Below are 19,521 nucleotides of genomic sequence, written 5' to 3' on the forward strand. Positions count from 1 at the left end.
ACAATAACGGTGAATAGCTCACTTGTTCAGCGGAAGCTTCAGAAGAATGAGGCTTCTGCTTTTAACGACACGGATTGTAGCCGAGGTGAAGCATGTTGAAGTCCAAGCTAATAAAAATAGCGGTGCTTATTTTTATTATTATATTAGCTATAATAATTCCACCCCCCGACGGATTGACGAAAGAAGCCTGGATACTGGCCGGCATCTATCTGGCGTCCATTATAGGGCTGGTGAGTAAGCCTTATCCTGAGCCCGTGATTATGATGTCGGCGGTAGGCTTGTCATGCTTAACGGTGGCAAGATTTGATGACTCTCCCGTCAAGTCAATGGATGTACTGAGCGGTTTTTCCTCGGGAACGACATGGTTGGTATTTAGCGCGTTTACTTTGAGCGCCGCTTTTGTCACTACCGGGTTGGGGAAACGTCTGGCGTACTGGTTTATTTTAAAATTTGGTGGGACAACCCTACGGCTAGGGTACGTCACGGCGCTGTTGGATCTAATGTTGTCACCGGCGACGCCTTCTAACACTGCGCGCGCCGGCGGCGTCGTATTCCCGATTATCAATAGCATTGCCCTGGTGTTAGGTTCGACGCCAAAAGAGAGTCCGCGTCAGGCCGGACGTTACCTGATGGTGAATGTGTATATGGTGACTAAGACCACCAGCTATATGTTTTTGACCGCGTTTGCCGGAAATGCCTTAGCGTTACAGTTAATTTCCGATATTTTTCATATTCGCATAAGCTGGGTAGGATGGGCTCTGGCGGGGGTACCGCTTGGGCTATTGATGTTAACTGTTATTCCTTATATCACCTACAAAATAGTGCGCCCGCAATTAAAAGAAATAGACAATATAAAAATAGCCACTGCGGGCCTGAATGAATTGGGTGCCATCAGTTCGAAAGAGAAAGGGCTGATCGTCGTATTTATTTCCGCGCTCTCAGGCTGGATATTTTCTCATTATCTGGGGCTGAATGAATCCTCCGTTGCGGTGATCGCCATGGCTGGCGCTTTGCTCGCGAATGTTATTTGCTGGAATGATGTGCTGCAAAATAAGGGCGGCTGGAATACGTTAATCTGGTACGGCGGCATTATTGGACTGAGTGCGACCTTAAGCAAAGAGGGATTTTTTAAATGGCTTGCCGCCTTTATGTCCGCGCATCTGGATTTCCTCGGCGCCGGTAACACGACCATTGTGATTATTGTTTTTTTAAGCATCATCGTGCGCTATTTATTCGCCTCCGGCGGTGCATACGTCGCGGCTATGGTTCCCGTCTTCGCTACCGTCGGACTGGTTACCGGAACGGCGCCTGCGCTGCTGGCGCTCGCGATCCTGTTTTCTAACTCTTACGGGGCTGTATCACGCACTATGGTGGTGCCGCCGGGCCGATTATTTTTGCCGCCGGTTATAATGATATTAAATCCTGGTGGTTAACCGGGACCATAATAGCGTTATTAACTTTTCTGGTTCATATGGTTGTTGGCATTCCGTGGTGGGGCTTTTTGATTCAGCACGGAATACTTTGAGGCCGGCCTGCATTTTTATTTGAACCTGGCGGCTCGCGACATAACGAAAAAACCCCGACATGATGTCAGGGTTTTTGAACTGGCGTGACTCCATCATCGGCAGCGAAGCTGAAATCTACGCCAGTGAATAAAGCGCAGCTTAGATGGCGTAGACGTTACCCGCTGAAGGGCCTTTCTGGCCATCTTCAATGGTGAATTCGACTTTCTGGCCTTCGTTCAGGGTCTTAAAACCGCCGCTCTGGATAGCCGAAAAATGTACAAACACATCTTTGCTACCGTTGTCCGGGGTGATGAAACCAAAGCCCTTCGACTCATTAAACCATTTTACTAAACCAGTCATTTTATTAGACATTGATAATACCTCAACATATCTGAGCCTTACGGCGAAAAGGTTTCGCACAGAATCTAATTAATAACGATAAGGAGACTCAAAAGGAAGAATTATCAACGGATAACACTTGAGATGAGGACTGCTTTACTAAACCGCTTTATTATGTCTGTGTACTTAACCGACTAATCATTAGTCACATACTTCACCGCGGATAGCAAGACTTATTTCAATTGATATGGCCGGGACGGAGAGTAATACGGAAAGAGGGGGAGTGATTCGCCAGCGCCTTGTTGAGGGTTTAATGATAATAACTATCATAGTTTCATTGGGTTAACTAGATTTTGGATTACGATAACGTGGATGAATCTGGAGGGGGTATTTTTTTATTTTTGCGAACAGGCTCATGCGGTGGTGAAGCCATATCATGCGTCGCAGCGCGATAAATTTAAGGCCATTTCTCATTATTTTATCCCCAGTGGGGCATCTGGATGGCTAAAATTTAATTTGCTTATGAATGGTATTCATGCATTAATGAAATTATTAATTCGAAAAAAACGCATGAGCTTAAAAAATTTATCGGCCGTTCTCATTACCAGGCGCTATCGCTGATACCCCCTTTCTTTTGAGTCCATACGTTTAATCCGACACGTTTTCTGTCAATTACCTGATGCGCAACTGGAGTCAGTATGTCCTCAAGAATTAAAGGTCTGGTCAAGTGGTATAATGAGTCGAAGGGATTTGGTTTCATTTCACCTCTCGATGGCGGCAAAGATATTTCGGTCCATTGCACGGCGCTTCGTGGGGATAATTTTAATACCCTGTTTGAAGGCCAGAAAGTTGAATATGCTGTACTCCATAGAGACGACAAAGGTCCTGCTGCTACCCATGTTATACTGTGCGATAAATAACGATTTATAGCGTTACGGCCGCGATAGTGAAAGCCGTGTTGGCGATATCGCGACGGCCTGTCTCTGGATTATTCCTCTCTTATTCCATGCCCTGTCCCTGAGCACCACGACCGTCGCGTCGCGTACGGTTTTTCTTATCCGGCAATGCGGCAGAAATGCGTTCGACGGATTCTGGAAGCGAGTACAATTCACCGGCTTTCAGTCAGTATTTAAATCCGATGACAGGGGATGGTGATGGTCAGACGCTTTGTGGTGTGTTTCTTCATGCTGTGCGCATTCTCAGTCCATGCCGCTAACGGCGGTAATGGCGGCGACGGTGGGAATGGGAATAACTCGGATGGGGGCAATGGCTCTGATGGCAGCGCGACCGCGTCTGGACGCCCTGGGTGTCCGGGCGGAACGCAGCCTGACTCGTCCGGAAAATTTTATCTCCCGGGCACAAAAGAACCGTGCAATCCGGGCAGGCAGGATGCAATGAAAAGCGCGCGCCATTAGCCAGCCGCTTTTTAGCGACTGGCCAGAATAATGGATGACGACCAGACCGCCGACGAGTGAGGCAAGCGAGTCTAAAGCGCGGCGACATACTTCCCCTTAACGCGGCGTAAAACCCATCCTGTCGTTCCGGCAACGCTCGTACCAACCTCGTGCTATTTAATATGGCGCGGGGTGTTTTCCCCTTTCCGACGTTGTTCAATGCACCGCGTAATCATCACGAAAAAGACGGGGACAAAGAAGATAGCCAGCACCGTTGCGCTTATCATGCCCCCGAAGACGCCCGTTCCCAGGGCATGCTGTGTCGTGTCGCTCGCTCCGCTGGCCAGCATCAGCGGTACGACGCCTAATGTAAATGCCAGCGAGGTCATGAGTATTGGGCGTAAGCGCTGGGTTGAGGCGAGTAATGTTGCATCCACCACGTTCATTCCCTGGCTCATCAGTTGTCTGGCAAATTCCACAATCAAAATCGCATTTTTAGCGGAAAGGCCAATCAGGGTTATCAGGCCCACTTTAAAAAAGACATCGTTGGTCATATTCGCCACCGTCACGGCCACAACCGCGCCGAGCAGGCCGAGAGGAACCACAAGCATTACCGCGAAGGGAATCGACCAGCTTTCATAGAGTGCGGCCAGCACCATAAATACGACCAGCACCGAGAGTATTATCAGCCCCGGCAGCTGTGACGCGGACTGCTTTTCCTGTAACGAACTCCCCGCCCATTCTCCGGCGAAACCCGCCGGCAACGGGTCCGCCAGCCTCTCCATCGCCCCTATTGCGCTACCCGTGGACTCGCCCGCGGCGGCGCTTCCGCTAATGCGGATGGCCGGATATCCCTGATAACGATTGAGCTGCTGTGGGGCAACGTTCCAGGAGAGCGTCACAAACGTCGCCAAAGGAAGCATCTGCCCCGAGCGGTTCTTCACCGACAGCGTCAATAACTGCTCCGGTTGCATACGGTAGGGCGCATCCGCCTGAACGATCACCTGTTGAACCCGGCCATTATTGGTATAGTCATTGACGTAACTGGAGCCCGTTGCGACGGAAATCGTTTGATTAATCTCATCAAACGATACGCCCATCGCTTCCGCTTTTTCCCTGTCGACGTTAAGCATCAGGCTGCTCCCTTCAGGGAGCCCATCGATATAGACATCGTTCAACAGGAGACTCTGGTTCGCACGCTTTACCAGCTCATCCGCTGCCTTTTTCAGGGCCGGATAGCCCTTGCCGCCACGGTCCTGCAAATACCAGGTAAACCCGGATGAGGTCCCCATGTCGGAGATAGCCGGAGGGAGCAGGCTCATCGTTACGGCATCGGGAACGCTTTCCATACTGCGTTGAATATACTCTGCTTCACCCTGGGCGGTCGCGCCCTCGCGATTTTTCCAGTCCTTCAGGGTGGTGAAAGCCATGGCTGAGTTCTGCCCCGAGCCTGAAAAGCCAAATCCCAGGATCATGATGTTGCTTTCAACGGCCTGCCGCGCGGCGATTTCATCTTCAAATCGTTGTACCACTTTAAGCGTACGCTGCATCGTGGCGTCGGAAGGGAGCTGGATCGACGACATAAAGTAACCCTGGTCTTCATCCGGTAAAAATGACGAAGGTAATGAGGATAGACCGGCATACAGCGCGAGACAGAGCGCGGTATACAGCAACATCATGCGTCCGGTCCGTTTCAGAACAAACCCGAGCCCGGAGGCGTAAAATGAGGCGAGGCGGTCAAAACGGGCGTTAAACCATGCGGAAAACCTGCCGCCTTTACTCCGGTCAGGCTGATGAGGCCGAAGTAACGTAGCGCAAAGGGCAGGGGTGAGCGTCAGCGCCAGGAATGCCGATAATAAAATGGACACCGCCATAGAAATGCAGAATTGCCGGTAAATAATCCCTACCGACCCGTCGGCAAAACCCATGGGAATAAATACCGCGGTCAGCACCAGTGTAATACCCATAATGGCTGGGGTGATTTCGCTCATCGCTTCCCGCGTGGCCTGCTTCGGGGAGAGCCCCTTTTCTTCCATGAGGCGCTCAACGTTCTCCACAACAACAATAGCGTCATCAACAATGATGCCGATTGCCAGCACCATGCCGAACATGGTCAGGATATTGATGGAATAGCCGCTAAGCAGCATCACCGTTAAGGTGCCCAGTAGCGCCACCGGGGCCACGATAGCAGGTATAAACGTGCAGCGGATTTTGTGCAGAAACAACAACATAACGAGAAACACCAGCACCATTGCTTCGGCAAATGTTTCCACCACCTTCAAAATAGAAAGCTTCACAAAGGGGGCGGTATCAAACGGAACCGTGAACGCCATTGCTTCAGGAAGCACGCCTGAAAGCTCTGCGAGCCGCGCGCGGACCCCCGATGCCGTGCCGATCGCATTTGCGCCGGGAGAGAGCTGAATAGCGGCAGCCGTGGCGGGAACGCCGTTTTCTCGTATGCCAAACGCATAGCTTTGTAACCCAGACTCCACGCGCGCAATATCAGCCAACTTTAGCCGTGCGCCAGTCACCTCAGATTTTAAGGTAATGTTGCGAAACGCCTCAACGGATGAGAGCTGACCTTTAACGGTTATCGGATAAGTAACGGCCTGCTGCGGCGTTGTTGGTTCATCTCCCGTTCTGCCGGGAGAAACAATCACGTTTTGTTGGCCGACAGCGGTCACGACGTCCGTGACGGAAAGCCCGTAACCGTGGAGCTTTATAGGATCCAGCCAGATACGCAGCGCTTTTTCCCCGCCGAAGAGCTGAACTTTGCCAACGCCAGGGACGCGGCGCAGCTCATCGATCACATTGCGGGCAAAATAGTCGCTTAAATCAGCCTCCTGATACTCTCCCGTCGGGGATTTTAACCCCACCATCATCAGAAAGCCGGAATTTGCCGCCTCAACCGTTATACCATTTTGCCTTACCGCCTGCGGTAAACGCGGCTCGACGATTTTAATCTGGTTTTGCAGATCCATCTGCGCGAGCTTAATGTCCGTTCCCGGCGTGAAGGTTACCGTAATGGAAGCCATTCCGGTGGTATCGCTGGTGGATTCAAAATAAAGCAAATTATCCACGCCAGAAATCTCACGCTCGATAAGTGAAACAACCGACGTATTCATCACGTCCGGGCTGGCCCCTGGATAGCTGAGCGAAATAATAATGCCCGGCGGTGCGACGGCAGGATATTGCGCAACCGGCAGGCGCGGAATGGACAATATTCCCGTCAGCACGATAAACAGCGCGACCACCCAGGCGAAAATAGGACGTTCAATAAAAAAGTGCGGCATCAGATAGACATCCAGTCAACAAACAAAAAGGTCAGTAAATTCAGGATGACCGCTCGGTTTCCCGGGGCCTATCCTCCGGTAAACTCGCGCGATAGCGTCATCCGGGCGGCAACGTTCGAGCAATTGTCTCCTGCGCGAATGGCATATCTCGCGATCCGGCCAGAACGAGGTCGAGGAGGAAGAGGCGAAGTCTAAATGCGCGATGTTGACCGCCAATGGCCGATTTATGGAGGGAGTGTGTATGTGTACTCCCGGTTAACCTTATGAGCGCGGCTACCGCACTCTGCTTAAGAGGGCTATCTTTCTCATGGCGTAAAATCAAATCATCCGCATCAATAAATACACCGGGGAACCGCAGAAAACGATCAGCAAAAAACACTCATAATAAAAGACAATATCATATATGCCGGGTGTAATATTCAAAAGAATATTAAATACAACAATGCTATAAATAAATATTAATACCAGCCAGAAGACGATAATCGCTAATTCTCTTAACGCGCCAGGTTTCTTTTGGAATATAAACGCCAGGACTGAGAAGGTGATACTGGCATCGACCAATGGCGATGACAGCGTCGTGGAAGCTACCTTTTCATCAATGGCATGCACCAGGTATAACCATAAATAAAGTAACGCCCATGCTGTCAGGGAAAATATAAAGGCAGCGAGAACTTTTTCACGACGAATATTACTTAAGCTTTCCATAATGTTTTCTCTGACAGGGGCCCACATCAGTTGTCTGGCGAGCTGAATTCACAGGCGTGCGTGTCACACTCACGCTTGCACTTTTCTTCCTCGATGATGGATTGTCGCAGCGGTATGTTGATTGTTTATTTCGTGATTGTGTAGCCAGTATGGAGACGCGTTCCGCGTGCTTTATATCGGCAGGAAAAAATGCGGTGTGTGCAACTTTTTAACTCCGGGCTTGTCACATTGCTTTTAACCGGAAAAATATTCGCTCGCGGCAGGTGCCTGAGATTTGGTTGTAGAACCTTTAAACAAGTACGGCATAAAATCTTTTTAAGATAAAATAAAATCTATTATCGGTAATGTGGAAACTAAAATGAACAAAAGCAATCTGATAATTATCGCCGAGGATGACGATGAAATTGCCGCTATTCTGACAGGCTATTTACATCGGGCGGGAATGAAAACCTGTCGGGCGGAGGACGGCGAGCAGGCGATCAATCTTACCCGTCTGCATAAACCGGACCTCGTGTTACTGGATATCCATCTACCCGTTTATGATGGCTGGAACGTGCTGACGACCTTACGCAAAGAGACTAACGTGCCGGTTATCATGGTGACCGCGCTTGACCAGGATGTCGATAAACTGATGGGACTGAGGCTCGGCGCAGATGACTATGTGATAAAACCGTTTAATCCCTCCGAGGTGATCGCCAGAGTGGAAGCGGTACTCCGCAGAACCCGGCCGAATGCCGAAGTCGCCAATTCAAGGCCATTGAGATTGCCGTTTCTGACAATCTATCCCGATGAATTTTACGTGGAAATTACCGTCGAGAATAAGATTGTCACCCCGGTGTTGACCACCACCGAATTTAAGCTTTTGACCTACCTGGCGCGCAGTCCGCGAAAGGTGTGCTCACGCGAAGAGTTACTGGATGCCTGCCTGCCCGAGGGGGATTCACTCGATCGAACCGTTGATAGCCATATGAGTAAGCTGCGGAAAAAGCTTGAACACGCGGGGCTCAAAGGCATCCCGGAGAGCATCAGAGGAGTGGGCTATCGGTTAGGTGAGAAAAAATGAACAAAGAAACGATTCTGAGCCGTCAGATATTGACCTATATGCTGTCGTTAACCTTCATTATTATCGCTATCGCCGTGGTGGGCTCTTATCTATTTTATAGCTTCTTGATTGATTACCTGCCGGGAGGCGCCGTCTCCGGGAGCGAAGATGATATGACCTTGCTGGACTGGCTGTGGATCACGATAGCTTCAGTCACCAGTCTGGTGGTATCGCTGTTTTTTACCGTTAAACTCTCCGCCAGAATATTGACGCCGTTAAATGCCGTCGCCCAGAGCCTGAAACAAATTTCGCAGGGCAATCTTGGCGCACGAGCGTCCGGCACCAGCTCTCAGCTGGGCGAGATTAATAATCTTGTTAATGATTTCAATGAAATGGCGGAAAAACTGCAGACCCTCGATGTTCAGAGGAACCTGTGGAACGCGGCCATCGCTCACGAACTCAGAACCCCCGTCACTATTCTGCGCGGAAGGCTTCAGGGGCTGGTAGAAGGGGTATTTGAGCCAGAGCCCGCGCTATTCAGAAACCTGCTGAGACAAACGGAAGGCCTGACTAATTTAATTGAGGATCTGCGGGTCGTGAGTTCCTCCGGCGGCGCCGGTTATACGCTGACGCTCAGTGAGGTCGATCTCGAAGCGACGATTACCAGCGCGCTTGACACTTTTTTACCGGAGTTTCGCAGCAAGCAGTTCACCCTTATCACTGAACTCAAGCAGCAGTTGTGCGTTTGCGATCCTTTGCGTATGACGCAGTGCCTGACGGTGCTGTTCGATAATGCGTTAAAATATTCCACCTCCCGAACTTTGCTGATAAAGAATGGAACCTCTGGCAAAGAAAATTATATTCTGGTTCAGGATCGTGGTCCCGGAATCCCTGAAGAACTCCAGCGGTTGTTATTTGAACCTTTTCAGCGCGGAGAATATGCCAGACATATTAATCCTCAAGGCTGCGGATTGGGATTATCGGTCGTCAAAGCGATTATGCTCGCTCACGGCGGTAGTGTGAGCTATCGGTTGTCACGAGAAAATCACTCGATTTTTAAATTATCATGGCCTGTCAACCTGCCCTGAGAAAACAGGCTCAATTGAGCCTGTTTCTGGAGACATCAGTGCCACATGTCTCCGAGTTTAGCATCCCATATCGCCGGTGTGATATTAAGTTTACCTCGCTTCGGACTTAATGTTATTTCACTGAAATAAATTTCATTTTCTTTTAGCATCAGGTCGACACGACAGTAATCAATCTCTTTTGCCAATTCCTGCGCGGCAGTGACGGCGCGATGAAAGGATTCGGGTTCAGGAACCGGCCCCAGTGTGTTTGGATATTCCATCTGAAAAGGCTGCAGCCGCCACGATCTGTCATAGACATTAATATATTCGCGCCCCTGTTTATCGGTGAAATCAGCCTCCACAAAGCAGGCTACCCCATGAAAACAATGTATTCTTAACATCTCAGGCGTAACGTTTTTATCTCGGTCAGAAAATAAGTCGATAAACATCTCACAGAGAATAACCGGGGCAATATGCTTATATTGCCACTCTCGGGTTGTGTAATACATATTCTTTTTAAGCGCCAGCTTGAGTCGGTTTAAGGTATTGGCTGGATTAAAATTGTCTCTGTCGCTGCATATAACGGTGCTGCCGCAGTCATGATTGCACTTCAACACGAATTTCGCCGGGAGTCTGCTAAAATCAATATCCTCTGCGCGCTGGTAAACGCCAATTAACGGTATCACCTGCACAAGCTGCGTTCGTGTGAGGACATATTCTCTGACCGCCAGTTTGTCGGCCAGCAGAGTATAAAGGGCGTTATGATCGAAGACGAGGCGGTGGCATATCTTCTCACTCAGCGTGATGGGTTTTTTGAGATTAGCAAAGGTTTGTGACGTTTTGTTGAGTTTGGCAGTATGAAAATAAAGATCCGAAGTCATCATTCCCCGGTATTTTCTGAATAAGTATTCGACGTATTTAAGAGAGTAGTTCAGCTTGTTCATGGTTCCTCCTGAGCGTAATGAACATTCTGACGAAGGAGGATTGAGTGATATTGTTCAGATTATGGAGTGGAGATGGAGCAGGCTGGCTGTGACCAGCCCTGGCGTGAAATCAAACGCGTTCGCGGCTGGCGCCAGTAAGAACCGGCTTTTAGTGAATCGGAAAAATACCGTTGATACGGCAACGCTGGGTGGTCACAACAGCGCGTCAGAGGGTTGTCAGTTTTAACTTAAATAAGGATATCGGTATGAGTCAGATGGTACGAAAAAATTACCCCGAACTGGGCGAGGTCAAGGCGCCCTATGTCCATTCGGTTAAGCACGGAAACACGCTCTACATTTCAGGGCTCACCGCGTTCGGCACCCGGGCGCAGCGCGACGGTATTGCCGCCCAGGCGGAGGAGATTTTTATGCAGATACGAACCGTTGCCCGCGCCGAAGGCATTGATTTTTCGTCTCTTATCAAAGTCACGATCTTTATCACTTCTTTTGATGAGATCGGCGAGCTGCGCAAAGTGCTTTACCGGAATTACGGCGATCACCTACCCGCCAGCTCGCTCGTAGAAGTCAGCCGTCTGTTTTCTGCGGATCTCAAAATTGAAATTGAGGCGATATTCGGCCTGTGAGCCCGTGTTTATTGCCCGGGCCGCGGTCTGCGCCGCCGAGCAGACTCAATCAATTTATTTGAAGCATTCGGTTAAACAAACGATATTTATTCTCACCTGGTTATGCGTAGAGTAGAGGCATAATGTGGCAGACACGTTTTTCATTATGCGCCATCTGCCGACGACTTCCCTGCAACCCAGGACACCCACGTCATGAAAAAGATTGGCTTTTTATCATTTGGTCACTGGACGCCGTCGCCGCAGTCCGGGACGCGTTCGGCCGCTGACGCGCTGCTGCAATCCATCGATCTGGCCGTTGCCGCCGAAGAGCTGGGCGCGGATGGCGCCTATTTCAGGGTGCATCATTTCGCCCGCCAGCTCAGCTCGCCGTTCCCCCTGCTGGCAGCGGTCGGGGCGAAAACCAAACGTATTGAAATCGGCACCGGCGTGATCGATATGCGCTATGAAAACCCGCTGTATATGGCCGAGGATGCGGGCGCGGCGGATTTAATCTCCGGCGGCCGTTTACAGCTGGGTATCAGCCGCGGCTCGCCGGAACAGGTGATCGACGGCTGGCGCTATTTTGGCTATGTTCCCGGCGAAGGCGAAAACGAGTCGGACATGGCGCGCCGCCACACCGAAGTGTTGCTGGACGCGCTGCGCGGAGAGGGGTTTGCGAAACCTAACCCGCAGCCCATGTTCCCCAACCCGCCGGGCCTGCTGCGGCTTGAGCCTTATTCTGAAGGGCTGCGCGAGCGAATCTGGTGGGGCGCCGGTTCGAATGCGACGGCAATGTGGGCGGCAAAGCTGGGGATGAACCTGCAAAGTTCGACGCTGAAAGACGATGAAACCGGCGAACCGTTCCATATTCAGCAGGCGAAGCAGATCCGCGCCTATCGCGAGGCCTGGGCAGAAGCGGGCCATACGCGCACGCCGCGGGTGTCGGTCAGCCGCAGCATTTTCGCGCTAATGAACGATCGCGACCGGATGTATTTCGGTTCAGGCCGTGACGAGAGCGATTCGATAGGTTTCCTCGACGAGAAGACCCGCGCCATTTTTGGCCGCAGCTACGCCGCAGAGCCGGAAAAGCTGGTCGAACAGCTGAAGCAGGACGAGGCGATTGCCGAAGCGGATACGCTGTTGTTGACGGTGCCGAACCAGCTTGGCGTGGAGTATAACGCCCACGTGATTGAGTCCATACTGAAGCACGTTGCGCCGGCAATGGGCTGGCGCGACGCATAAACCCGCGCTGAGCGACGCCCCGCACGCGCGGGGCGAAAGGGTTTTACGCTGCGACCTTCGGCTGTAGCTGATAGATCCAGGCGGTCACGCGCTGACCGTCTTCCGTGGTAACGTCCACGGCAACGCGATCGTAGCCTTCTTCAAACGCATCCAGCATTGGCCAGTGGGCGCTAAGATTCGCGGACAGGAACAGGTAGCCGTTGACCCGAGGCCCGTTGTTGTCGAGCACGATCCCCGGAAAATCCGCGGCTGCTCCCCAGCCGCGTTCATAAAACAGACCCTTCACATAGCCGGGCAGCCACTCTCCGCCAATGTTGTCCATAATATGGGCATTCGAGTGGCCCGGACGCAGCGTACCGTAGACAAATAAGCGTTCCATTATTCCTCATTCATTCAAACGTTGAATGCCCGGAAGGGCAGCGTAAGACTAAAAATACGCAGTCAGGCTTGGGTTAGCAAGGCGCCCCGCGGGACGCCCGCTCTTCATCAGGGCTCGGGCCCGAACATCTCCACCAGCTGCTTCTTATCGGGCATGCCGATCACCTGCTGGAGCTCGTTTTGTTCATTCATGTAATAGATAGCCGGCGTCGCGCTGGCGCCCAAATCATCCATCAGCTTTTGGTTATGCTGAAGAAGAGTAAAGGTTTCCCGCGGCGTCACGCCGTCAAAGCGCGGGATTTTTTTGCCGCCAGAGAGTTCATACTCTTGCCAGGCGGCTACCGGATCTTTGGCATTCAGGATTGCCGTGGCGTAGCGGCCGCTTTTCGGGTTGAGAAAGGCAACCAGTAGGGTATTCAGCTGGACCTTACCGGCTTTTACCCACGGCTGCGCCGCTGACCAGAACGTCTTACAGTAGGGGCAGAACGGATCGGCGAAGACAATCACTTTTCTGGCAGCGGAATCAGCGCCTTCCTTGAGCGGCCGGGCATCGTTCAGCTTTTTCCACATTTCGCGGCCTAGCGGGGTATAGATCGCTTCTTTAAAGTAGCCCTCGCTGAGGTTTTGCCCTTTATCATCGTAAAGATACCCGGAAATAACGTGCTTCCCGTCCGGCGTCAAAAACAGGGTCACCCCCATATCCTGATACTGACCGACCCAGCCTTTCACGCCGCCGGGGGAATCTATCTCCTTAATAATTTTAATCCCTTGCTGTTCACCAAAATTTTTAACTATCTGGGGGATCGCCCCCTCGGCAAGCGCCAGGCCTGGCATCATCCAGGCCGCCAGCAGTAAAAAGTATTTCATCATATCGCCTCGCAATGCAGGGGGATCGCTCCCCCTGACGTGGGTTACTGTTTTTTCAGCGCGTCGCCGATTGTGGCATCAAATTGTTCCCAGGGGATCCAGCCTGAGAGCATCTCATCGCCGATAAGCGTGGCCGGCGTTCCCTGAATGCCAAGCTTTTCGGCGACAGCAAAGCTGCGCTTAATCGTCTCCAGGCTTTGCGCATCCGGCTGAGCCACAATGACTCCCGCCTTCTTCTTCGCCTGCTCAATGCTGGCACTGTCGTGATACCCCTTTTTCGCCATCAGGATATGGTTAAATTTAACAAACTGTGCAGGATGCGTGCGCCACAGGGTGAGCGCATCCCTGGCCGCGGTCATTGAGCTTTCGGAGCGCCAGGGCAGAAACTTAAAGATCACCGCAACATCCGGGTATTTTTCCACAATTTTCTCCAGATAGGGGTCAAACTTTTTACAATACGGGCAGTTATGATCGGTAAAGACGACCAGCGTCAGCTTCGGATTTTGCGCGCCGATTCGCGGTGAGTTGGGATCGTGAAAGAGAAAATCGCCGTCCTGCGACAGCACCTGCTTTAGCGATTCCTGCCCGGCCTGGGCATTCTGCCGATCGAGTTTTTCGGCCGCGGCGATCAAAATTTCAGGATGGCCGATGAGCGTCTCCTGAACCAGTTCCTGCACGCGGGCCTCCTGTGCCGGCGTAAGGGGCGAAGACGCCGCAGCCGTCAAAGATGCCGGGAGGAGAGCGAGGGTGAGCAGCGTTTTTTTCATCGTTAATTTAACCTTTGGCATGATTGAGGGCGTTGAGGACGGTTTGTTGATCGAGCAGCGGCGGCAGTATTTCTACCTGCGGCTGGCCCGGACCGTAGACCTGGTTGAAGGGAATGGCGTAGCGATTTCGGCTCTGCAGGAAACGGGCGATCGGCTCAGAAGGCTTGCTCCAGTCGCCGCGCAGCGCCACGACATCGGGCTGAGCCAGCGCGCGGATGATCGCGGGCTGATTTAACACCCGGTGTTCATTCACTTTGCACGTTACGCACCAGTCGGCGGAGATATCGATAAACACCCGTTTGCCCTCAGCCCGCGCGCTGCGGATGGCCTCCTCGCTGAGGGGGTGCCAGCGAATTTGCTGAGCGTTAGCCTGCGGCGACGAGACGGTGGAACCCTGCGCCAGCAGACCGCGAACCTGAAAACCGCCATACGCCGCCAGGACGATAACCACCAGCCAGAGGGCGGGAGTCGTTCGCTGATGGGCGACTAACAAGGCGATCAGGGCCGCTACGGTGAGAGCCAGCGCCATCACGCCGCTGGCGGTCTCGCCGAGGTGAACGCCGAGCAGCGTCGCCAGCCAGAAGCTGGAGGCCAGCATCATGACGCCAAGCGCCATTTTCAGGGTGTTCATCCAGCGGCCGGGGCGGGGGAGCAGGCCGGCGGTTTGCGGGAACAGGGCGACGAACAGCCACGGCGAAGCCATCCCCAGCCCGAGCACCATGAAAATCAGCCACAGCTCATGAAGCGGAGCGGCAAGCGCGAAAGCGACGGCCGTGCCCAGAAAGGGGGCCGAGCAGGGCGTTGCCAGCAGCGTGGCAAAAACGCCCTCGCAGAAACTCCCCGCTATCCCGGCGCCGCCGGCGGTCGCCATCCGGCTAACGGCAGTCGAGGGAAGCAGCATCTCGACTATCCCGAACAGATTCAGCGCGAAGAGAAAGGTGACGGCAACCATTACGCCGATAAACCAGGGATTCTGGAACTGGATCCCCCAGCCCAGTGAAGCGCCGGTGAGCTTGAGCATCGTCACCATCAGCGCCAGCAGGGCAAACGAGGTCAGGATGCCCGCGCTGGTGGCCAGAAAACGTAGCCGGACCGGGCCCCGATCTGCCCCAGCCTGCAGCACCGCGCTGAGCTTCATACCCATCACCGGCAACACGCAGGGCATCAGGTTAAGGATGACGCCGCCGAGCAGCGCGAAAAGCACTATTTTCCCGAGACTAACCGTCGCCGTTGGCGCGAGATCCGCACCAGTGATAAGGTTCATCTGCTGCGCTTTTTCGCCATTTGTCAGCACCAACGACAGCGCTTTTCCCGCCAGCGTGGCAGGTATTTCTCCCCATTCATCGGTGACCGGCACCGTCACCTTCAGGCGGTCGCCCTCGGCGCGTACGTCCGGATCGCCGGCCACAATCCCACCGTCCATCGGGTCAAAATAGATCCCGGGATTTTTCCATCCGCCGGTCGTGGTCGCGGTGATGACCAGCTGGCTACCGACAAGATGCGCGGCGACATCGTTCGTCACCCCGTTATCCACCGGGACGGCGCGCATGGCCCGGGCAAAGGCTTCCCGGAACTCGCCGTCTGCGGGCTGATTGAAATCGAGACGCAGCCGATAGTCGGTCAGCAAACAGACGTTGCTGCAGGTCGACAGCGTGAGCGTGCCTTCCAGCACGTCGCCGGGCGCGGCGGCGATCGTTATCGGGATCGCTACCCGGTCGTGATAGCCCTGGGTCGTCAGGCCGGAAATCTTGAATCTTGACGGGGCAGGCCAGTACCACCGCGCCCGTTCGCCGTTGTTCCAGATTATTTGCGGGGCGACGCCGCCTTCACCCGGCGAGCGCCAGTAGGTTTTCCAGCCGGAAGCCAGCTCAATAGAGAGCAGTCCGTCGATCCGATCTTTGCCTTTTTCCGCCTGAAAGCGGATCCGGGCGTGGTCGTTTTGCGGGGATGTCAGCCATCCTGTGTCCGCCCCGTGGGCAACGCCCGCGCAGGTCAGCACCAGGAAGACGAAGCCCCTGAAGATATTCAGCATTTTTTTCTCCGTGAATTTAAAAAACTAATCGTCTAAGAACGATTTTTTCATTCACGGAAAACGCAGTTTTTGAGATGTATTCGCAGCGTGGGAGGCCGGACGGGATCGTCCCGGAAAACCACCGGACGGCCTGCGGCGAGCAGCTGAAGCAGGGCAAGGAATAAAATAACGGCCGGTAACGCGCCATCGAAGAAAAGCGGCTGCGCGCAGAGCAGGGATTTGGCGCTCAGTTGACAGGGCGAAGGCCCTTGCTCAGCCTCCTCTGAAGAGGGCTGCTTGGCCTGCGCGCTGAGAGCGCTGTCCTGCGCCTGGGCGCTGGCGTCCGCCAAAAAATGGTGCAGATAGGCCGCCCGCTGAACAAGGCAGAAAGCCATGACGAAGCAGGTGAGTATCAAAAACCATTTACCAGGGAGTCGACGGTTGCGCATAGGGTACCAGGACATTTCAGAACCCGGGGATCATAAACAATCCTTATCAATGCACAAGAGGCTGGCGTGTAAGGTTTTGTCTGCATCCTCAAAGGTGACCCGCATCGGCGGCGCAGAGAAGGGGGATCCAGATATTTCGTGCATTTATATTATTTACACCGCCCATTCAACGGGCTAGTATGCGCGTCGCTAATTGGTATCGGCACGCCACTGCTGAACTTTGCTGATTAGCACCTGACCGCCATTAGCTCATCTGGAAGAGCGAACGACATACGTTGTAGGGAACGGGGTTCGAGGCCTCGATGGCGGCCCAATATCGACTTAGTACGTTAACAGAGTGCTTCCCGCTTCCGCACAATTTTTATTTCGCCCAGCGCCCTGGTCTCCTCCCGGCTATTGCTGCTTATACGTGACTATTTCCTGCGAAATCATTTCTATTCTTTAGCCTCTGTGAGTCACAGAAGGTTATTATCCGGTTTTAGCCCCCCCCTTTGCGGCAAAGGAATATCAGCGTCCTGCCTGCTTCTCGATTTAGCTAAGTCCAGTCGATTAATTTTAATGAGAATTTACTTATTAGGATTAAGTCGCGTATTTTTCAGAAATTTCATCACTTTTTATATGGTATTCTCCGTTGTTCAAGGAGTGAACGAAGGAAAAATGAATGCTTTACCGCTATGCCGTTTTCTCCAGAAAACATAATACGTTTCATATTCTTCTGCTGTTTACCATTTTGATAATAAGTTTCATACATTTGAGCGTGCTGCTGGAAACCGATAACACATGGCTGCTGGGGCCGATGGTGATTTATCTGCCCATTTTTTTCCTTTGGCGAAAAGTCTCAGTGTTACGCAGCAGAATCGCTGATTAATGTGCTGGTGGAGTTCCCTACATGAGTGAAAATACAACATCTAAGCCAACCTCTGAACCGAAAGTCCTGCAGCCGGTATTGCGGAAAGTCGACCTCAACCTGCTGACCATTTTTGATACTGTCATGCAGGAACAAAGCCTAACCAAAGCGGCGCAAACGCTGGGCATGTCTCAGCCTGCGGTCAGCAGCGCGGTCTCTCGCCTGAAGGTGCTGTTTAAGGATGAACTGTTTGTCCGCAACGGCCGCGGCATTAAACCGACAGAGCGCGCCTTTCAACTCTTTAGCTCGGTTCGACGCGCGCTATCGCTGGTGCAAAATGAGCTACCGGATACGCTTTTCGATCCGCTGGACTGCGAACGTCTCTACAACCTTTGCGTCTGTAGCCCGCTGGATAACTATCTGACGCCGCTTATTTTTAACAAAATAAGTGAGATTGCGCCCAGGGTCAGTCTGTCCTTTAAATCTTCGCTAAGTCAGCAGGTGACAAATCAGCTGCGCTATCAGGAGGTGGAATTTGTACTCGATTACAACAAATTCAATCATCCGGAATTTACCAGTATCCCGCTGTTCCATGACCGGATGGTGCTGGTGGCCAGACGCAACCATCCGCGTATCGCATCGCCGCTGAGCGAGGAGGATATTTATCGCGAGCAGCACGCCACCGTCGCGCTGGATCGCTACGCCTCCTTCAGCTATCCCTGGTATAGCTCTGAAGAGCAGCGGGCGTGCGTCGCTTTTCACGGTAATGCGATGGTCAGCGTGTTGAGCGTCGTGTCGCAAACCAATATGGTGGCTATCGCGCCGGAATGGCTGGCGAAAGAGTTTGAAGAGCAGTTTGCGCTACAGCTGCTGCCTCTGCCTTTAGACATGGACAGCCGTACCTGCTATCTTTCGTGGCATGAAACGGCGGGCCAGGAGAGAAGCCACCGCTGGATGGCGGAACTGTTGATAAAAATTTGCCAGCGCTAAACAGACCTGAAGAAATGCCTGGTAAGACGCCAGGTATTTTATTATTAACGCTCAACTCCTCCTCTGAAAACTATTTAAGCTACCTCGCTTTACTCTTGTTCATCAGACAATGATGACCGGATGAAATACGCTGTATTACTAAAATTAACCCGCCAGAATTTCATTAAAATATCTCTTTGCAGAAAATCGCGCATTTGTCCGGCAGAGCCAACCGGCGGTTTCTATACCCAATAGATGTCGAGTTGCTTCGAGGCGGCAAGGGAGTGACAAATTCGTCGGGGACGAATTTGATCAGCCGAAGGCTGGCCTCCGGTGAGAGGCAGGAGCCTCTCATTAATCCCCAGGAGCTTACTCAAGTAAGTGACTGGGGTGAACTAACGTAGCCAACAAAGAAGCAACTTGAAAGACGACGGGTATATACTCTTATTATCCAGCCGGGCCGACGCCTGAATCAGGGGATGATGTTGATGCGCAGAAAAATGATGAAGCCTGCGGTGGCCGCCGCCGCCCTGTTGATGTCTTCTACGGCCCTACGAGCGGATGAAATCAATCTTTATTCGGTGAATACCGGCTCCTGGATTTACCATCTGTCGAACAACCACGGGCAGTACACCGAAGGCTTTGACAACCAGTTTGCCTCCGTTGAGCGCAAGTTCTCCGAAGATTCTCAGTACAGCCTGCTGGCCGGAACGATGAAAAACAGCTTTGACGATCGCTGCATCGCGCTGGGGGTACGCCGCGACTGGGCCTCGCTGGGCAACGGCTGGGTATTTAAGGGAATTTATGGCTACGTTGGCGAGTTTTTCTTCTCGGCCTTTGAGCACTGCGGCGACCATGGTTCTTACAAGGATTTTAAAGATGCGACCGGTATTGGCTTTTCTCCCTATATTTACCATGGTTTTCAGTACAACTTTACCGATTATTTCGGCGTGGAAAGCGGAATTATTCTTCCTGCCGTCTTTGTGGTGAGCGTGCAGTGGAGTTTTCGCTAACGCAGTGGCGAAAACCCGCCCGCAGTGGGGTTTTGAAGGCAGTGTAAAATAAACTTAAGCTGTCTTAAGGTTATTTTAATGTTCATC

The 19,521-nt window shown here is 52.5% G+C and carries 16 protein-coding genes and 1 pseudogene; 8 read left to right on the forward strand and 9 right to left on the reverse strand.

Features of this window, described 5'->3' with window-relative positions:
- The first annotated feature begins 92 nt into the window (after nucleotides 1–92).
- A pseudogene (locus IYV58_RS09690) lies at nucleotides 93–1,525 on the forward strand (DASS family sodium-coupled anion symporter).
- A gap of 139 nt (nucleotides 1,526–1,664) precedes the next feature.
- On the opposite strand, the gene cspA reads toward IYV58_RS09690, so the two are convergent.
- Nucleotides 1,665–1,877, reverse strand: coding sequence for a transcription antiterminator/RNA stability regulator CspE (gene cspA / locus IYV58_RS09695; RefSeq protein WP_004131139.1), 213 nt, complete (start codon nucleotides 1,875–1,877; stop codon nucleotides 1,665–1,667).
- A 665-nt stretch (nucleotides 1,878–2,542) separates the two neighbouring features.
- Here cspA and IYV58_RS09700 point away from each other — a divergent pair.
- Entirely contained in the window at nucleotides 2,543–2,764 is a 222-nt protein-coding gene (locus tag IYV58_RS09700; protein ID WP_123828288.1) for a cold shock domain-containing protein, read from the forward strand.
- A gap of 647 nt (nucleotides 2,765–3,411) precedes the next feature.
- On the opposite strand, the gene IYV58_RS09705 is transcribed toward IYV58_RS09700, so the two are convergent.
- Nucleotides 3,412–6,531, reverse strand: coding sequence for a multidrug efflux RND transporter permease subunit (locus IYV58_RS09705; protein WP_195729545.1), 3,120 nt, complete (start codon nucleotides 6,529–6,531; stop codon nucleotides 3,412–3,414).
- Nucleotides 6,532–6,849: 318 nt separating this feature from the next.
- Entirely contained in the window at nucleotides 6,850–7,236 is a 387-nt protein-coding gene (locus tag IYV58_RS09710; protein ID WP_049112746.1) for a colistin resistant protein CrrC, read from the reverse strand.
- 358 nt (nucleotides 7,237–7,594) lie between these two features.
- On the opposite strand from IYV58_RS09710, the gene IYV58_RS09715 reads away from it, so the two are divergent.
- Nucleotides 7,595–8,299 (forward strand): response regulator, encoded by a 705-nt coding sequence (locus IYV58_RS09715; protein ID WP_004131145.1) that lies wholly within the window; start codon nucleotides 7,595–7,597, stop codon nucleotides 8,297–8,299.
- Nucleotides 8,296–9,366: an ATP-binding protein gene (locus IYV58_RS09720; RefSeq protein ID WP_004131147.1), complete on the forward strand. Its 1,071-nt coding sequence runs from the start codon at nucleotides 8,296–8,298 to the stop codon at nucleotides 9,364–9,366. Before IYV58_RS09715 ends, IYV58_RS09720 begins: the two co-directional genes overlap by 4 nt.
- 35 nt (nucleotides 9,367–9,401) lie before the next feature.
- Here IYV58_RS09720 and IYV58_RS09725 read toward each other — a convergent pair whose 3' ends face one another.
- Nucleotides 9,402–10,289: an ATP-grasp fold amidoligase family protein gene (locus tag IYV58_RS09725; RefSeq protein ID WP_049112745.1), complete on the reverse strand. Its 888-nt coding sequence runs from the start codon at nucleotides 10,287–10,289 to the stop codon at nucleotides 9,402–9,404.
- 245 nt (nucleotides 10,290–10,534) lie between these two features.
- On the opposite strand from IYV58_RS09725, the gene IYV58_RS09730 reads away from it, so the two are divergent.
- Both IYV58_RS09730 and IYV58_RS09735 read left to right on the forward strand, forming a co-directional pair.
- Nucleotides 10,535–10,912: a RidA family protein gene (locus IYV58_RS09730; protein WP_049112743.1), complete on the forward strand. Its 378-nt coding sequence runs from the start codon at nucleotides 10,535–10,537 to the stop codon at nucleotides 10,910–10,912.
- Nucleotides 10,913–11,104: 192 nt separating this feature from the next.
- Nucleotides 11,105–12,133 (forward strand): LLM class flavin-dependent oxidoreductase, encoded by a 1,029-nt coding sequence (locus IYV58_RS09735; RefSeq protein WP_004131152.1) that lies wholly within the window; start codon nucleotides 11,105–11,107, stop codon nucleotides 12,131–12,133.
- Nucleotides 12,134–12,176: 43 nt separating this feature from the next.
- Here IYV58_RS09735 and IYV58_RS09740 read toward each other — a convergent pair whose 3' ends face one another.
- The 5 genes from IYV58_RS09740 to IYV58_RS09760 form a co-directional block, all read right to left on the reverse strand.
- The gene (locus tag IYV58_RS09740; RefSeq protein ID WP_004131153.1) at nucleotides 12,177–12,512 is read right to left on the reverse strand and encodes a gamma-glutamylcyclotransferase family protein; all 336 of its coding nucleotides are present in this window, start codon (nucleotides 12,510–12,512) and stop codon (nucleotides 12,177–12,179) included.
- A 107-nt stretch (nucleotides 12,513–12,619) separates the two neighbouring features.
- Nucleotides 12,620–13,378, reverse strand: coding sequence for a thiol:disulfide interchange protein DsbG (dsbG, locus tag IYV58_RS09745; RefSeq protein ID WP_004131154.1), 759 nt, complete (start codon nucleotides 13,376–13,378; stop codon nucleotides 12,620–12,622).
- Between the two features lie 44 nt (nucleotides 13,379–13,422).
- A complete protein-coding gene (locus tag IYV58_RS09750; RefSeq protein ID WP_142445475.1) occupies nucleotides 13,423–14,145 on the reverse strand; it encodes a DsbA family protein in 723 nt (240 codons plus the stop codon).
- Between the two features lie 7 nt (nucleotides 14,146–14,152).
- A complete protein-coding gene (locus tag IYV58_RS09755) occupies nucleotides 14,153–16,177 on the reverse strand; it encodes a protein-disulfide reductase DsbD family protein (protein WP_195729546.1) in 2,025 nt (674 codons plus the stop codon).
- Between the two features lie 47 nt (nucleotides 16,178–16,224).
- Nucleotides 16,225–16,605, reverse strand: coding sequence for a hypothetical protein (locus IYV58_RS09760; protein WP_032742300.1), 381 nt, complete (start codon nucleotides 16,603–16,605; stop codon nucleotides 16,225–16,227).
- A gap of 889 nt (nucleotides 16,606–17,494) precedes the next feature.
- Between IYV58_RS09760 and leuO the strand changes: the two genes are divergently transcribed.
- Both leuO and IYV58_RS09770 read left to right on the forward strand, forming a co-directional pair.
- Nucleotides 17,495–18,442, forward strand: coding sequence for a transcriptional regulator LeuO (gene leuO / locus IYV58_RS09765; RefSeq protein WP_004131162.1), 948 nt, complete (start codon nucleotides 17,495–17,497; stop codon nucleotides 18,440–18,442).
- A gap of 515 nt (nucleotides 18,443–18,957) precedes the next feature.
- Nucleotides 18,958–19,434, forward strand: a complete 477-nt coding sequence (locus IYV58_RS09770) for a hypothetical protein (protein ID WP_162626023.1) — start codon at nucleotides 18,958–18,960, stop codon at nucleotides 19,432–19,434.
- Nucleotides 19,435–19,521 lie beyond the last annotated feature (87 nt).

The organism is Klebsiella sp. BDA134-6 (genome assembly GCF_015601345.1).
Classification (GTDB): Bacteria; Pseudomonadota; Gammaproteobacteria; order Enterobacterales; family Enterobacteriaceae; genus Klebsiella; species Klebsiella grimontii.

Excerpts from the sequence above, each read along its gene's own strand:
- cspA (WP_004131139.1), bottom strand. The coding sequence starts at position 1,877 with ATGTCTAATAAAATGACTGGTTTAGTAAAATGGTTTAATGAGTCGAAG.
- IYV58_RS09700 (WP_123828288.1), top strand. The coding sequence starts at position 2,543 with ATGTCCTCAAGAATTAAAGGTCTGGTCAAGTGGTATAATGAGTCGAAG.
- IYV58_RS09705 (WP_195729545.1), bottom strand. The coding sequence starts at position 6,531 with ATGCCGCACTTTTTTATTGAACGTCCTATTTTCGCCTGGGTGGTCGCG.
- IYV58_RS09710 (WP_049112746.1), bottom strand. The coding sequence starts at position 7,236 with ATGGAAAGCTTAAGTAATATTCGTCGTGAAAAAGTTCTCGCTGCCTTT.
- IYV58_RS09715 (WP_004131145.1), top strand. The coding sequence starts at position 7,595 with ATGAACAAAAGCAATCTGATAATTATCGCCGAGGATGACGATGAAATT.
- IYV58_RS09720 (WP_004131147.1), top strand. The coding sequence starts at position 8,296 with ATGAACAAAGAAACGATTCTGAGCCGTCAGATATTGACCTATATGCTG.
- IYV58_RS09725 (WP_049112745.1), bottom strand. The coding sequence starts at position 10,289 with ATGAACAAGCTGAACTACTCTCTTAAATACGTCGAATACTTATTCAGA.
- IYV58_RS09730 (WP_049112743.1), top strand. The coding sequence starts at position 10,535 with ATGAGTCAGATGGTACGAAAAAATTACCCCGAACTGGGCGAGGTCAAG.
- IYV58_RS09735 (WP_004131152.1), top strand. The coding sequence starts at position 11,105 with ATGAAAAAGATTGGCTTTTTATCATTTGGTCACTGGACGCCGTCGCCG.
- IYV58_RS09740 (WP_004131153.1), bottom strand. The coding sequence starts at position 12,512 with ATGGAACGCTTATTTGTCTACGGTACGCTGCGTCCGGGCCACTCGAAT.
- dsbG (WP_004131154.1), bottom strand. The coding sequence starts at position 13,378 with ATGAAATACTTTTTACTGCTGGCGGCCTGGATGATGCCAGGCCTGGCG.
- IYV58_RS09750 (WP_142445475.1), bottom strand. The coding sequence starts at position 14,145 with ATGAAAAAAACGCTGCTCACCCTCGCTCTCCTCCCGGCATCTTTGACG.
- IYV58_RS09755 (WP_195729546.1), bottom strand. The coding sequence starts at position 16,177 with ATGCTGAATATCTTCAGGGGCTTCGTCTTCCTGGTGCTGACCTGCGCG.
- IYV58_RS09760 (WP_032742300.1), bottom strand. The coding sequence starts at position 16,605 with ATGCGCAACCGTCGACTCCCTGGTAAATGGTTTTTGATACTCACCTGC.
- leuO (WP_004131162.1), top strand. The coding sequence starts at position 17,495 with ATGAGTGAAAATACAACATCTAAGCCAACCTCTGAACCGAAAGTCCTG.
- IYV58_RS09770 (WP_162626023.1), top strand. The coding sequence starts at position 18,958 with ATGTCTTCTACGGCCCTACGAGCGGATGAAATCAATCTTTATTCGGTG.